Annotated in this window: 13 protein-coding genes, 1 tRNA gene and 1 pseudogene; 12 read left to right on the forward strand and 3 right to left on the reverse strand. The window is 53.6% G+C overall.

Going from position 1 to position 13,418, the window contains the following annotated elements; translation table 11 throughout:
* Positions 1 to 90: 90 nt before the first annotated feature.
* Together JN12_RS12220 and JN12_RS12225 are read left to right on the forward strand one after the other, a co-directional pair.
* A complete protein-coding gene (locus JN12_RS12220) occupies positions 91 to 1,446 on the forward strand; it encodes an L-lactate MFS transporter (protein ID WP_145023118.1) in 1,356 nt (451 codons plus the stop codon).
* 137 nt (positions 1,447 to 1,583) lie between these two features.
* Positions 1,584 to 2,828 (forward strand): MFS transporter, encoded by a 1,245-nt coding sequence (locus tag JN12_RS12225; RefSeq protein ID WP_145023120.1) that lies wholly within the window; start codon positions 1,584 to 1,586, stop codon positions 2,826 to 2,828.
* 93 nt (positions 2,829 to 2,921) lie between these two features.
* On the opposite strand, the gene JN12_RS12230 is transcribed toward JN12_RS12225, so the two are convergent.
* Together JN12_RS12230 and JN12_RS12235 are read right to left on the reverse strand one after the other, a co-directional pair.
* Positions 2,922 to 3,329 (reverse strand): response regulator, encoded by a 408-nt coding sequence (locus JN12_RS12230; RefSeq protein ID WP_145023122.1) that lies wholly within the window; start codon positions 3,327 to 3,329, stop codon positions 2,922 to 2,924.
* A 119-nt stretch (positions 3,330 to 3,448) separates the two neighbouring features.
* A complete protein-coding gene (locus tag JN12_RS12235; RefSeq protein WP_145023125.1) occupies positions 3,449 to 4,702 on the reverse strand; it encodes an ATP-binding protein in 1,254 nt (417 codons plus the stop codon).
* A 283-nt stretch (positions 4,703 to 4,985) separates the two neighbouring features.
* On the opposite strand from JN12_RS12235, the gene JN12_RS12240 reads away from it, so the two are divergent.
* The 10 genes and pseudogenes from JN12_RS12240 to JN12_RS12290 all read left to right on the forward strand — a co-directional run bounded on the left by JN12_RS12240 (position 4,986) and on the right by JN12_RS12290 (position 13,120).
* Positions 4,986 to 5,062: transfer RNA gene (locus JN12_RS12240), tRNA-Met, on the forward strand.
* Between the two features lie 247 nt (positions 5,063 to 5,309).
* Positions 5,310 to 5,837, forward strand: a complete 528-nt coding sequence (locus tag JN12_RS12245) for a hypothetical protein (RefSeq protein WP_145023127.1) — start codon at positions 5,310 to 5,312, stop codon at positions 5,835 to 5,837.
* 59 nt (positions 5,838 to 5,896) lie between these two features.
* Positions 5,897 to 6,244: a helix-turn-helix domain-containing protein gene (locus JN12_RS12250; protein ID WP_145023130.1), complete on the forward strand. Its 348-nt coding sequence runs from the start codon at positions 5,897 to 5,899 to the stop codon at positions 6,242 to 6,244.
* 2 nt (positions 6,245 to 6,246) lie between these two features.
* Complete coding sequence (locus JN12_RS12255) at positions 6,247 to 7,050, forward strand: type II toxin-antitoxin system HipA family toxin (RefSeq protein ID WP_145023132.1); 804 nt, start codon at positions 6,247 to 6,249, stop codon at positions 7,048 to 7,050.
* Positions 7,047 to 7,277: a pirin family protein gene (locus tag JN12_RS12260; RefSeq protein ID WP_145023133.1), complete on the forward strand. Its 231-nt coding sequence runs from the start codon at positions 7,047 to 7,049 to the stop codon at positions 7,275 to 7,277. The genes JN12_RS12255 and JN12_RS12260 overlap by 4 nt, the downstream gene beginning before the upstream one ends.
* Before the next feature lie 472 nt (positions 7,278 to 7,749).
* Positions 7,750 to 8,091: a PadR family transcriptional regulator gene (locus JN12_RS12270; RefSeq protein WP_145023134.1), complete on the forward strand. Its 342-nt coding sequence runs from the start codon at positions 7,750 to 7,752 to the stop codon at positions 8,089 to 8,091.
* A gap of 29 nt (positions 8,092 to 8,120) precedes the next feature.
* On the forward strand, positions 8,121 to 10,238 hold the full coding sequence (locus JN12_RS12275; RefSeq protein WP_145023135.1) for a molybdopterin-containing oxidoreductase family protein: 2,118 nt from the start codon (positions 8,121 to 8,123) through the stop codon (positions 10,236 to 10,238).
* A gap of 79 nt (positions 10,239 to 10,317) precedes the next feature.
* Entirely contained in the window at positions 10,318 to 10,740 is a 423-nt protein-coding gene (locus JN12_RS21215) for a 4Fe-4S dicluster domain-containing protein (protein ID WP_407925384.1), read from the forward strand.
* A 129-nt stretch (positions 10,741 to 10,869) separates the two neighbouring features.
* A pseudogene (locus tag JN12_RS12285) lies at positions 10,870 to 11,625 on the forward strand (IS4 family transposase); the annotation flags it as partial.
* Positions 11,626 to 11,923: 298 nt separating this feature from the next.
* The gene (locus tag JN12_RS12290) at positions 11,924 to 13,120 is read left to right on the forward strand and encodes a tyrosine-type recombinase/integrase (protein ID WP_170241910.1); all 1,197 of its coding nucleotides are present in this window, start codon (positions 11,924 to 11,926) and stop codon (positions 13,118 to 13,120) included.
* 60 nt (positions 13,121 to 13,180) lie between these two features.
* Here the strand turns inward: JN12_RS12290 and JN12_RS12295 are convergent, their stop codons facing one another.
* Positions 13,181 to 13,372, reverse strand: coding sequence for a hypothetical protein (locus JN12_RS12295; RefSeq protein ID WP_246125858.1), 192 nt, complete (start codon positions 13,370 to 13,372; stop codon positions 13,181 to 13,183).
* Positions 13,373 to 13,418: the final 46 nt, after the last annotated feature.

Here is a 13,418-nt window from a genome sequence, read left to right on the forward strand (position 1 = left end):
TTACACTTTATTTGTTATACAAATTAATAGAACATTGGTATCCAAGTTGCTTTGTCATCTGAACATCAACCGATAAAGGGGGATTACCCAATGACACAAGCAGACTCCAATAAAGGATGGCGCGTAGTCGGGGCCGGCACCGGCATCAACCTGGCGCTCGGCGTGCTCTATGCCTGGAGCATCTTCAAGGGGGCAATCAAGGCCTCCATCGAAAAAGGGGGCCCCGGCGCATTCCAGTGGGACCTTGCCTCCATCAACGATCCCTACGCGGTCTGTTGTCTCACCTTTGCCTTTGCCATGATCCTGGCCGGCAAATGCCAGGACAAGATCGGCCCCGCCAAGACAGCCCTCATTGGCGGTCTCCTGGTAGGGTGCGGTTTTACCCTGACTGCGTTGTCACCCAGCTACCTCGCCTGGGTCGTCGGCTTTGGGGTTCTTGCCGGCGCCGGCTTCGGCTTCGGTTACTCCGCAGCAACCCCGCCGGCCCTCAAGTGGTTCTCTCCTGCCAAAACGGGCCTGATCGCCGGGATCGTGGTTGCCGGCTTCGGCCTGGCACCGGTCTATATTGCCCCCCTCGCCAGTTGGCTTCTGGGCGCCTTCGGCATCCAGAAGGCGATGCTGGTACTGGCTGTCGCCTTCACGGTGATCGTCTGCGGCCTCTCCTTCTTTGTGGTCAACCCTCCCCAGGGCTATGTCCCGGCAGAACCTGCCGATCCGGGGCCGGTTGCCAAACTGAACGCCTCTAAACCGGCCATCAACGCCAGCGCCAGCGAAATGCTCCGCAACTACAAGTTTTACGTGCTCTGGCTGGCCTACTTCATCGGTGCCGGCGCCGGCCTGATGGTGATCGGCAGCGTGGCCGGCCTGGCCAAAAAGAGCATGGGGGACATGGCCTTCCTGGCCGTGGCCATCATGGCCCTGGGCAACGCCGGCGGCCGGGTCGTTGCCGGCGTCCTCTCCGATAAGATCGGTCGTCGGGCCACCCTCTTCATCATGCTGGCCTTCCAGGCAGCCCTGATGTTTGCCGCCATTCCGGTGGTCGGCTCGGGCAGCGCCGTGCTGCTGGTTGTCCTGGCCACCTTCATCGGCTTCAACTACGGTTCCAACCTGGCCCTCTTCCCCTCGTTCTCCAAGGACTACTGGGGGGTCAAGAACTACGGCCTGAACTACGGCGTACTCTTCACCGCATGGGGCGTAGGCGGCTTTGTGATGGGCAAGGTTTCTGAAATGCTCAATGCCCAGCCAGGCGGCCTGAACAAGTCGTTCATGCTGGCCGGAACCCTGCTGGTTGCCGGCTCGGCGTTGACCATCTTCCTGGCCGAACTCAAGCCGGCCAAAGAAGGCGATCAGGCTCCATCCCAGTGGAAGGAGTTCTGGGCAGAATTCATGCTGGGCGCCCGCGTGTTCACCGGCTTCGAACAAGCGCCGCTCCGTACCTTGCGCTAGATCGGCTTCCTTGGACCACCTCAAAGGGCTATGCGTCATGCGTAGCCCTTTTTCATTATAGACGGCCATTGCCCCCCTCACGGAAACATACTATACTTCGTAGCGCCTTCAGAACCGCCACGCACCGGGAGTCCCCCATGTCCGCCAACACCCGCTGGCTTCTTTTGCTCTGCCTGGCCCAGATATTCATCATGCTGGTGTTCATCAACTACTCCGCCGTTCTGCCGATGCTGAAACAGGAGTGGGGGATGAACAACACCATGGCCGGTTCCATCTTCTCGGTCTATCAGCTCGGCTACATCGCCTCAGGCGTCATTCTGAGCACGTTGACCGATCGCCTCAATACCAAATACATCTTCATCATCTCGGCCCTCTGGTCGGCTACCGCCAATCTTCTTTTTGCCTTCTTCGCCCACGATTATATGTCCGCCATGCTGTTGCGGGCTCTGACCGGCATCGGCATGGGGGGCACCTATATGCCCGGCCTCAAGCTGGTTGCCGAACGCTTTCCCAGCGCACAGCGCGGTCGTGCCGTCGGCATCTACGTAGGCGCGCTGGTTCTCGGTGCCTCCCTGTCCCTGGCCCTCACCGGTGGGCTGACCACCCTCTTCAACTGGCGGACCGCCTTCATCGCCTGCTCAGCCGGTGTCTATCTGGGCACGCTTCTCTCCCTGATCGTGTTCAGGAAATACCGTTTCGTTCGACAAACCAGCCAGACAGGACCGCTGATCCCGGAAGTCCTGAAAAACCGGCCGGCCATGTTGATGATCCTGGGGTATGGGAGCCACATGTGGGAGATGTATGGCATGCGGAGTTGGCTGGCACCGTTCTTCACCGCCAATCTGGTGAACTGGGGGATCGCCAGGGGGACAGCCACCGGCTGGGGAGCAACGGCATCGGCGCTGATCATCGGGATCGGGACCTTCTCAACCGCCATCACCGGCACACTATCGGATCGGCTGGGGAGAACCAGAACCATCTTTCTGGTAATGCTGGGAAGCGCTCTGCTTTCCTGTACCTTTGGCTGGCTGGTACATGCCAACCCGTACCTGACCCTGGCCGTCGGCTGTCTTTACGGCTACCTCATAGTTGCCGAGTCGCCGGTATTTTCCACCGGCCTGACCGAACTGGTTCCGCCCGGTTACCTGGGAGCAGCCATGGGGGTTCAGTCCCTGATCGGCTACTCCCTTGGCATGATATCGCCGACAATCTTTGGCTGGGCGCTGGATCTCTGCCGCGACTGGTCGCCACTGCCAGGGGTTCCCGGTGCATGGGGCATTGCTTTCGTCACGCTCGGCATCGGCGCGTTTTTTGGGCCACTCTGCATGACCATGCTGAGAAACAGACCGGAGAGTAGTGCCATGGCAGGAGGGAAGCGATGATCGGCTAATTCTCTTCAACAAAAATACAGCAGTTGCTTTTGAATTTGATCAGGAGTGCCATGGAAGCGCTCCCAAACGGAGCACATCAGATAACTAGGAATGGGGGAGTTGCTGTTTGAGAATCTGCTTGATAATGAGGATCTTGTCCGGGTCGAGTGGTTTGGTGATAAAGGCTTCAACCCCAAGCTGCTGGCAGCGCTCAAGGTCTTTTTCCTGACGGGATGAACTGAGAATGACAACCGGAATCTGCTGGGTCCGCTGGTCGGACCGTATGGTCTCCAGAAACTCGAAACCGTCTATCTTTGGTAACCGCAGATCAAGGATGATCAGATCGGGGAATCGCGCCCCCTGGCCATCCCCTTCGCCCAAGAGTAAATCGAACGCCTGTTTCACCTCCCGCATTACCGACACATTGGTGATGTCATGTTTGCGAAATGCATGTAACGTCAGGAATTCGTCGTCGGGATGGTCTTCAACCAGAAGGATGTGATGTTGCTTCATCGACCTTTACCTCTCAGGCCGCTACTCGTATCGTTTTTTGATTTATAGCAACACACTGAAAAACATTCCACAAAAAAACACAGGTCGATAAAATTATATCTACCCAAAAACACTAAACATTACAGGGTAAAATAAAAGGTGGCCCCCCTCCCCTGTTCGGCATCAAACCAGATTCTCCCGCCATGGCGCCTGATAATCCGCTCCACCGCAGCCAGTCCTAGGCCGTTACCAGGGTATGTATCCCTGTCATGAACCCGCTGGAAAGGCCTGAAGAGCTTGCTCGCATAATGCATATCGAAACCGGCTCCATTGTCACGGACAAAATAGACCGTTTTCCCGTTGCCGGCAGCACAACCGAATTCAATTCTGGCATCTTCGTTTCCAGCCGTGAATTTCCAGGCATTGTCGAGAAGGTTGCCAAGGGCTTTGCGAAGAAGTTCTTCGTCACCGATCACCGAAAGCCCGGGCGTTATGAAGATGTTGACTCGACGCTCGGGAGCTTGTGCACGTAGCTCATTGACTATCGACATGGCAATACTGCTCAGATCCACCTGACGGGAAACCACCCCCTTGCTGGAAAGCTGGGCAAGATCCATGAGACCGTCGAGTATTTTTTTGAGCTCCCTTCCAGCATCAACAATCCGTTCCAGACAAAGTTCCCCTTCGGTGCCAAGCGCTTTGCCATGTTCGTCAATGAGAAGCTGACTGAATCCCTGCAAACGGGAAAGCGGACCATTGATGTCGTGTGAGATGGCATCACAGAGATCGTCCAGTTCTTTTCTAGCCGCGTCCAGCAAGGCGCTTCGCCTGATCAGACGGAATTCAAGATCGGCATTCAGGCTGACCAGATCTTTCATTTTGGGCGAATCAGGATTTTCATATGATCTGGAACCATCAATATGAAGAGACTCATCCGGAAGCAACGATAACTGTTCCGGCGTTTCGTTACTAACTACCGGCACACTGGTGGCGGAAGCATCATGGACGGCAATCATCCTGGCACACTTTTCCAAGGCCTCAGCTAGTGCAGCCGGATCAACCTGCTTGGGAAGATAGGCCGTAACACCGATATTTATTGCCTCCAGCAGATACTCGGGCTCCATAAGGACCGAAGTAATCACCACCTGCGTCCGTGGAGTGCGCTCTTTTACGTGACGGGCGACCTGAAGGCCGTTCAGGTGTGGCAGTTTTATCTCAGTTATTACTATATCAGGCTTCACTTCTTCGAAGAGCCGCAGTCCTTCACGGCCGTTTTCAGCCACATGCAGGATAAATCCCCAGCCGCTGAGAAGCTTCGCCACCCGGGCGAAGACAAAAGGATCATTCTCAAGATAGAGAACCGTGTAGGTATGTCTGATTTCTGTACCGCTCATGGTAATTGCCCGGTGTCACATCCCGATTGAACTGCGTGTTCACTTCTCAATGAGCACAGAGCATACCAACAAGAAATACTGTTAATTAGCAATTAATTTAGGATAGTTACACAAACTATCAAAATCCAGAAAGATCTGACAAGTGTGCGAAAGTCGCTATTTGTTCAACTTTTCATGAGCTGGTCGAACTGCAGGCTGCAGGATTCGAATTGGAAAACAAACACAGGTGATTTAATTTGTTGACAGGCGAAACAGTCCTATGGTACATACGTTATCTCAATGACGCGGGGTGGAGCAGTCTGGTAGCTCGTCGGGCTCATAACCCGAAGGTCAGAGGTTCAAATCCTCTCCCCGCAACCAATCAATATCAGGGACTTGCAGATTCTGCTGGTCCCTTTTTTAATGCAATTTTGTGCTACTGTACACAAAAGTTAAAGGGGGCCTGCCGGAGGAGCGACGATGGCAAGCCTTATCAAGCGAGGAAGCGTCTACTACGCGCAGTACATGGTCGGGAAGGTGGCGAAACGGGTCTCCCTGGAAACCGCTTCCCTGCAGGTAGCAAAGAAAAAACTCCGCCAGGTGGAATCCGCGCTGTTTCGGGGCGAAGATGGCCCCCTGCCCCCCCCCCTCGCCGAAATCATCCAGCGCGACCTCTTCCAACTCGGAGCGCAATGTCCAGAAGGTGGCCAGCACGTTCGACCAGGTGGCCGACTGCCTCAAGTTCAAGAACGCGAAAATAGCCCGGAAAGCGGTGAAGCGCCCGTCCTCCGGAAAATTCGACCTCATCCAGGTCGGCTATGTGGAGCATCTCACGACCGAGCAGGTGGCGGCGTTCCTGGCAAAATTAGTCGTCCACAAGGGGATTTCGGCGAAGACCGCGAACCACTACCGGGTAAACCTCCTGACCATGTGCAACTGGGCGAAAGACGAAGGCGGGGTCCGGTTCCCCGTGGGCAAGAACCCCATCGGGGGGGTGAAACGGTACAAGGAAAGCAAGAGGGACATCAGCTTTCTCAAGCTCGGGGACATTGTTCCTCGGAAAAGGAAGATGCCTACACCGGAGAAGAAAGGCCGCGGTTACGCCTTGTTGTCAGCAGATGATGACGGCAGGAAAACCCAGCAAACGCTTTTTTAGGCTTGGCCTCAAGCTGTGTGCATCATATAATACCCATTAAATGGTCTAAGGAGTATTGTATGACTCGCAATAGTTTAGGGAAAGAAGGGTTGCCGCTTCAGGCGCAACAGGCGATTGAGGTCGTTGGGAAAAATATCCAGACCGCACGAAAACGCCGGGGGTGGAGCCTTGAGGAGATGGCCGGGAGCATGCTAGTCACGCGCAAGACCCTTTCCCGCCTCGAGGCCGGTGACCCGTCGGTGGGGCTCACCGTGCTGGCGGTGGCCCTCCATGTTCTGGACATGACAAGCGATTTGAAGAAAGTTGCAGCTCCCGAAAATGATGCGATCGGGATATTCAACGAAAGGCAGCGTCTTCCCCAACGGGTGAGAAAAAAACAGACACCTGCCGATAAACTGGATTTCTGACCATGGCTCGTGAACAGCAGGTATACGTATTTATCTATCTGCCGGGAGAAACGACGGCTGTTCCGGCGGGGGTCTTCACCCATTACCCGGACGACGGGATAGGCAGGTTTTCTTATGGCCGGCGCTATCTGGAGCGCCCCAATGCCCTGCCGGTGGATACTGTCGCGCTCCCGTTGGGAACCAGGGCCAAGGATGTCACCACCAACGGCGGCCTGTACGGTGCCTTCCGTGATGCGTCTCCCGATTACTGGGGACGCCTGGTCATCGCCGCCGAAGCGAAGGTTCCGCCTGAGACCCTGGGTGAAATGGACTATCTCCTCCAGGCCAACGCCTCCCGTGTCGGCAACCTCGATTTCCGCGGGTCGCTGGACCAGGGGGAACCGGAGAGGAGACCTCCCGCCTTTCAGTCCTTGGGAGAGCTTCTGGAGGCGGCTTCCCGGCTGCAGGAAGGGGGAGAGGTAAGCCAGGGCCTTCTGCGGCTTCTGGAGCAAGGCTCAAGCGTCGTCGGTGCCCGGCCGAAGTGCACCGTGGAACTGGAGGGTGCCCTCTGGATAGCGAAATTTCCCGCCAAGGGGGATACGGTGAATTTTCCCCGGATCGAGCACGCCACCATGGCGCTGGCGAAGGAATGTGGCATAGCGAGTACAACCACTCCTGGACCGAACTGGTTCACTTCCTCCAGATATGGATACTTCCTTCGAATGCTGAGGGGACACCGAGCTACCAACAGAAAGCCTTTTCCGATCTGGAAGAACGGGGTGTACTCAGACTGGTCGCCGCAGCGGACGGTCGTGAAGGGTCAGTGACCATTCACCAGAACGTTAACCTGTATGCGGCCATCTTGGAAGCAGGCGAAGAACTCGTTTACAGAATTCCTGCCGGTAGGCATGTCTGTATCCAGGTAGCCCGCGGCAAGGTTTGTGTTAATGGTACTGAGTTGGATCACAGTGACGGCGCGGCAATGAGCGACGAGGAACAGATTGTAGTTACTGGGCAGGAAAAATCAGAAATACTGCTCTTCGATTTGGCCTGATTCCGCCACTGCTGTCCAATCTCTACCTGCACATACTGGACAGGATATGGGAGCGGAATAATCTACAGCAGCGACTGGGAGCCCGCATCGTCAGATAGGGTGTTGGGCCAGTTACGGTGCCATACAGAAGAGCGACTGAGAACACACCTTCGCAAGCGGCACAAGGTCAGAAATCGAAATGCAGGATACGCCAGGTTTCCAAGCAGGTTGCTATATGAAAGATACTACTTGTACAAAGTGCCGACAACGGCGGGTTGGGCGAAAGCGCACGCCTTGTAGTGAAGAACATCGGAAAGCCGTGTCCCCCTTGAAGTATCCAGCAGCTCTTCCTTAAGACATTATTATGACTATTGGATAATTTCCGGCACGGGCTTGGGTTCTGCGCACGTCATATTTTCAGTTGACACCTATATGCTAATAACATATATGTGTCCAACCGAAGCAAAAAAAACTATACCCGGAGGCAATACGTATGAAAAAATCGGGGAAACAGGGACGTCACGGCCCAGCGTTTGTGCTGTTGCAACTGGCCAAGGAACCCAGCTATGGGTTGGACATACTAAACCGGCTCAAGAAAGAGACGCCATTCTGTCTCCTGGATACTGCGGCTGTCTACCGCTCTCTGCAGCAACTTGAAGAGGCCGGTGCGGTTGTGTCATCGTGGGACACTACTGATTCTGGGCCAGCTAAGAAGCACTATGAACTCACGGAGAAGGGGTGGTCGCTTTTGAATAGCTTCAAGCAAGACATGGTGATGCGTGTGAGAAACATGGAATATTTCCTGACCACTTATGAGGCATTGAGGAAAGAGTGAGTAGAGTGAATACCGGAGGGAGGTTGGAAATGAGTAGGTTACGAGCAGGAGACAGTACATCTGCAGTTGTTGAAATAAGAAAATCCATCTGCACCATGTGTGACCCGCAAACCCAGTGCGGACTCGATCTTCACATCCTGGACGGAGAAATTGTTAAGGTCGAAGGGAGCCTGGAGAACCCACACAATGTCGGCAGTCTATGCTCAAAAGGTGCAGCAACCAGGCAGTACGTTTACAACAAAGAGAGGTTAAAAACCCCGCTACGGCGCATTGGCCCACGGGGAAGCGGTCTCTTTGAGCCGATCAGTTGGGACGAGGCACTGGATGAGGTAGCGAGCAAGCTGCAGGGGATCAAAGGGGCGTATGGCCCTGAAGCGGTGGCTTTTTTCGCCGGTTATCCGAAGTGGATGCGTCCCTATCTGAAACGCCTTGCCCACAGCTTCGGCTCACCCAATTTTTTGACAGAGTCGAGCACCTGCGCCCAGGCTATGATGATGGCCCAGAAACTCAATGGCACCCCCGGCTTTCCGGACATCAAAAACAGCCGCTGTCTGCTGGTCTGGAGTAGCAACCCATTCTACTCAAACACCTGTCTGGCTCGCCAGCTGTTGAAGGCCAAACAAAACGGAATGAAGATCATCACGGTCGATCCCCGGATCACCCCTATGACAGCTCAATCCGACCTGCATTTGCAGCTTAAGCCTGGGACCGATGGCGCCCTTGCCCTTTCGATGGCCAACGTAATCCTTTTAGAGGGACTCTACGATGCAGAGTTCATACGCGACCACACTCACGGTTTTGACGAGTTCCAAAGACTTGTTGAACAGTATCCGCCGGAGACAGGAGAAGCTATAACTGGGGTGCCAAGGGAGAAAATCAGGGAGGCGGCCAGGTTATATGCCGGTACAAAGCCAGCAGGCCTGATGCCGTATTCCTCTGCAGTTGTGCACCATACCAATGGAGTTCAGAACTACCGGGCCGTATTCACTCTTATTGCACTGACAGGAAACTACGATGTCAAGGGTGGAAACATGGCGCTGCCCCCCAGCTACCTATACATATCAGCGGGTTTTGCAACCCGGATGGACGAATTTAGCATGCCGAAGCGGTGGGAAGATATGGCGCCGCGTATTGGGCAAGACCGCTTTCCGGTATGGAGCGAGCTGGTGCCCGAAGCACAGGCGATGCACTTACCTGTTCAAATAGCCTCCGAGGTGCCATATCCGGTCAAAGCCGTTCTTGGCTTTGGAATGAACCACCGGATGTGGCCGGACAGCCCCGGTTTCCTGAAGCAGCTGGAGTCACTCGATTTTATAGTAAATGTTGATCTGTTCTTGACGGACACCTGTAACTGGGCGGATATCGTGCTACCGGCGTGCAGTTCTGTGGAGCGGAGTGAGTTGCGCTGCTATCCGGAAAACTACGTCATACTGACTCAGCCGGCCATCAATCCGCTCTATGAGTCACGATCAGATGTGGAAATCATCTACAATCTGGCCAAGCGCCTACAGTTGGCTGACCCCCTTTTTGATGCAGGCTACGAGGCAAGTCTGGACTGGATTCTTGAGCCGAGCGGCCTGACCGTCAGGGAACTTAAGAAGTATCCTGGTGGCATGCCGGTGCCTGCACCCCAGCATGTTCCAGAAAAGAAATACCTTAACAGAGGATTTCCAACCCCATCCGGAAAAATGGAGTTCTCCTCGTTATTGCTGGAGAGACACGGCCATCCTGGAGTGCCCCTATACCTCCACCCGGAACAGAGTGCTGCAAAAACACCTGAGTTGGCGGCAAAGTTTCCTTTGGTGCTCAATACCGGCTCCCGACTCCCCATGTTCGTTCATTCACGTACTTTCCGCCTGCCGTGGACCAAAAGCCTGCGGCCTGCTGCGGCAGCGGATATGAACCCATCAGATGCGGTAAGGTTTGGTATCAAGCAGGATGATGCCATTCGCCTCTCTACCCCCAAAGGAAGTATAAAGGTACGGGCCAACCTGACCGAGATGGTTCAGCCAGGAGTCGTGCATATGTACCACGCATACAGGGATGCGGATGTGAACAGCCTAATAGATGCGGACTACTTGGACCCCATTTCGGGCTTCCCCGGCTTTAAATCCCTCCTGTGCAAGATAGACAGGCTGGAAACTTAGAGGAGGTGATTTCATGGAAATGCTCGTTGGTATAAACGCGGAACTCTGCTCTGGCTGCCAGGCATGCTGCGTGGCATGCATGGACGAAAACGACCTGGTGACTGAGGATGGTAGACACTCTTGGCGCCGGTTGTTGCATGTGGAGACAGGAAGCTACCCCGATGCAAAAATATCCTATGCTTCTGTTTCTTGTATCAACTGCAATTATTTGAGCTGCGTGGATATCTGCCCATCAGGAGCCCTGTCAAGAGGGGAGGATGGCAAAACGGTGCAGATAACGACTTCCGCATGCACCGGCTGCCGTCTTTGCCATTCGGTTTGCCCCTTCGGTATTCCCCAGTTTGGTCCAGGGGGCATAATGGAAAAATGCAATGGTTGTGAGAAGCGGGTCAGGGAAGGGCTACCGCCTGCCTGCGTAAGAACCTGTCCTACCGGAGCCTTGGAAAGCCGCAGGTATCAGCAAACCTCAGAAAAGGGAAAAAAATCAGCGTTGTCCGGTTAGGTCCTTGCACGGTTCTTTGAAAATGTAAAAACGTAGTAAAATCAGTGTGATGCTGCATTTTTTGCTTGACATTGAGCAAAAAATCGGGGGCTCGCATTCGTAACTATCCAATATTACAGGAGTTACGATATGCGACCATTCAAGCGACTGAAGCAACGCCGAAAATCACGAGCTTTCAAATTGCTTCTTACCCCCATCTTTGAGAGATTCAAGGCAGATAATAAACTCGAATCCAGGGGGTACCGCCCGTTGCAAATGTCTTTTGATGATCAGCTCAAAGCCCTGATCTTTTATCACTTGGAAGAATTCTCTTCCGGGAGTGAACTTCTCCAGGCGCTGGAGCAAAATGATTTTGCCAAAGAGTGTGTTGCTCCCCCCAAGGGGATCAAAAAGAGCTCTTTCTTTGAGGCAATCAACAACCGTGGTCTCGAACAGCTTGCCGAGGTATTCAGTCATCTTGTCAAGCAAGCTGCCGGTGTGCTTCCGGCTGAATATGCTCACCTTGGCAATCTGATATCCATAGACGGTTCTCTGATAGATGCTGTCCTGTCAATGGAATGGGCCGATTACCGAAGTGGTTCAAAGAAGGCAAAGGCCCATATCGGCTTCGATATCAACCGTGGTATTCCACGGAAGATATTCCTGAGCGATGGCAAAGAAGGTGAGCGCCCCTTTGTTGACAAGATCATCGACAAAGGCGAAACCGGTGTCATGGATCGTGGGTATCAGTCTCATGATCACTTTGATCAGTGGCAGACAGCCGAGAAGTTTTTTGTCTGCCGTATCAGGGAGAATACCCACAAAACCACCATCAGAGAGAATGCCGTCGATCCTGATAGTATCGTATTCTATGACCAGATAGTGCTTCTCGGCACTAAAGGTTTATAGGGAAGGCATTGCAGGTTGCACGAGAGGTTGCACGAGAAAACTCAAAGAAAAAGGGCCTACAGCATATAACTGTAAGCCCTTGTTTTTATTGGCGTCCCCGAGTCGATTCGAACGACCGGCCCCTTCCTTAGGAGTAAGGGAAATTCACTTTAACATAGATTCCTATTCATATCAATAAATAACACATTCATTTGTAATATCATTTACTTATGCAATTAGGTATGCTATTCTTGTTTACGTTTGTAGCAGCATGTTTCTATCATTATCAGCACACCGGAGGTTCCACAGAGGTTCCATGAAGTTTACTGACCGGTACATCCAATCCCTTAAACCAAGGGAGAAAGAATACTGCATCCGCGAAAGTCACGGCTTCACAATACGCGTTCTCACGACCGGATGCAAGACTTTCCAGTATATCTACACACTTGCAGGCAAGCGCCGACGATTCAACCTGGGGCACTATCCAGCAACGACATTGTCAGAAGCTCGGGAAAAATTCCGTGCCGCCGCCAACCAGGTCAGTAAAGGTTTAGACCCGCAATCTCCTCCACCCGTTGTTGTCGAACCCGAACAGCATACCGTGAAAGATCTGGTTAAAGACTACCTGGAGCATCTGGAAAAGTCTGCTGCCAAGACATATCTCAAAACAGCCAGTCTGACATTGAAGAACGATGTACTGAAAAACTGGGAAGATCGCCAGGTCGGGAGTATCCGCCGCCGCGATGCCATCTTGCTGGTAGAGGATGTCGCCTCCCGGGCCAAGGCCCAGGCGCTTGGCGTCCTGAAACACGCAAGAGCCATGTTCACCTATGCCCTGCATCGCGAACTTGTTGACTTCAATCCTTTTGCCGGAGTGTCGGCTGCCATCCCCGATGTTACCCCGAATTCAAGAGAGCGGGTTCTGTCGGATAACGAAATAAAAATCATCTGGAACACTCTGTCCGACAAAGACAGTGTCGGAAGCCTGATTGCTCGCAATGGATTACTACTGATACTTGTTACCGCTCAACGGCCCGGTGAAGTGGCAGGAATGGCCAAGTCGGAAGTTGACAAAGAATGGTGGACCATCCCCAAAGAGCGGGCAAAGAACAAAGAGGAACACAGGGTATATCTTACGCCGCTGGCGCAACGACTTCTGCCGAAGCTGATCTGTCCATGGTATTTCCCGTCTCCGGATCTGGAGTCACCAATCGGTCGACCTGCTCTCTCCCATGTTCTCACCAAGCAGCCTAAAGACAAAGAAGGAAAGATCACCCGGCAGCAATACCTCGGGCTGCCTCGGTGGACTCCTCATGATTTGCGCCGCACGGCTGCCACCAAACTGTCGGAACTCGGTTGTCCGGATGAAATTATCGATGCCATCCTGAACCATGTCAAAAAAGGCGTGATCGGCGTCTACAATCGCAACAAGTACGATAAAGAGAAAAAGAAATGGCTGCTTAAGTGGGCAAAACACCTTGAAGCCCTGGTCAGCAACCCCACAGACAAGTAGCTCTCACAGATTCCAGCAACTAAGCGAGTGGTAGCGAGACCTTCTCTACTAGCGATCATCTCAGCAGTCTTCAAACCTCAGTGCCCCATCAATCGCCTGCCTGACAAACTCATACTTCTGCATCATCCTCAGCAGATCAAGCGCCGTCATGCCAGTGTCCTTGTAATACCAGTTCCGTGCCCGTTCGACAGGGATGTTGAGGTCGCGCGCCGCCTGCTTTGTCGTGATCTTCCGCTTCCGCAGCAACTTCACAATATATCTCGTCAGGTCGCCATTGTTGAGTTCATTTTTGTGGCAA

The organism is Geobacter argillaceus (assembly GCF_007830735.1).
In the GTDB taxonomy this organism is placed as follows: domain Bacteria; phylum Desulfobacterota; class Desulfuromonadia; order Geobacterales; family DSM-12255; genus Geomobilibacter; species Geomobilibacter argillaceus.

Bases quoted from the DNA above. Each gene is read 5' to 3' on its own strand.
- JN12_RS12230 (WP_145023122.1), bottom strand. From the start codon at position 3,329: ATGAAGCAACATCACATCCTTCTGGTTGAAGACCATCCCGACGACGAA.
- JN12_RS12275 (WP_145023135.1), top strand. From the start codon at position 8,121: ATGAGTAGGTTACGAGCAGGAGACAGTACATCTGCAGTTGTTGAAATA.
- JN12_RS12225 (WP_145023120.1), top strand. From the start codon at position 1,584: ATGTCCGCCAACACCCGCTGGCTTCTTTTGCTCTGCCTGGCCCAGATA.
- JN12_RS12270 (WP_145023134.1), top strand. From the start codon at position 7,750: ATGAAAAAATCGGGGAAACAGGGACGTCACGGCCCAGCGTTTGTGCTG.
- JN12_RS12250 (WP_145023130.1), top strand. From the start codon at position 5,897: ATGACTCGCAATAGTTTAGGGAAAGAAGGGTTGCCGCTTCAGGCGCAA.
- JN12_RS12220 (WP_145023118.1), top strand. From the start codon at position 91: ATGACACAAGCAGACTCCAATAAAGGATGGCGCGTAGTCGGGGCCGGC.
- JN12_RS12245 (WP_145023127.1), top strand. From the start codon at position 5,310: ATGGCCCCCTGCCCCCCCCCCTCGCCGAAATCATCCAGCGCGACCTCT.
- JN12_RS21215 (WP_407925384.1), top strand. From the start codon at position 10,318: ATGGACGAAAACGACCTGGTGACTGAGGATGGTAGACACTCTTGGCGC.
- JN12_RS12255 (WP_145023132.1), top strand. From the start codon at position 6,247: ATGGCTCGTGAACAGCAGGTATACGTATTTATCTATCTGCCGGGAGAA.
- JN12_RS12235 (WP_145023125.1), bottom strand. From the start codon at position 4,702: ATGAGCGGTACAGAAATCAGACATACCTACACGGTTCTCTATCTTGAG.
- JN12_RS12290 (WP_170241910.1), top strand. From the start codon at position 11,924: ATGAAGTTTACTGACCGGTACATCCAATCCCTTAAACCAAGGGAGAAA.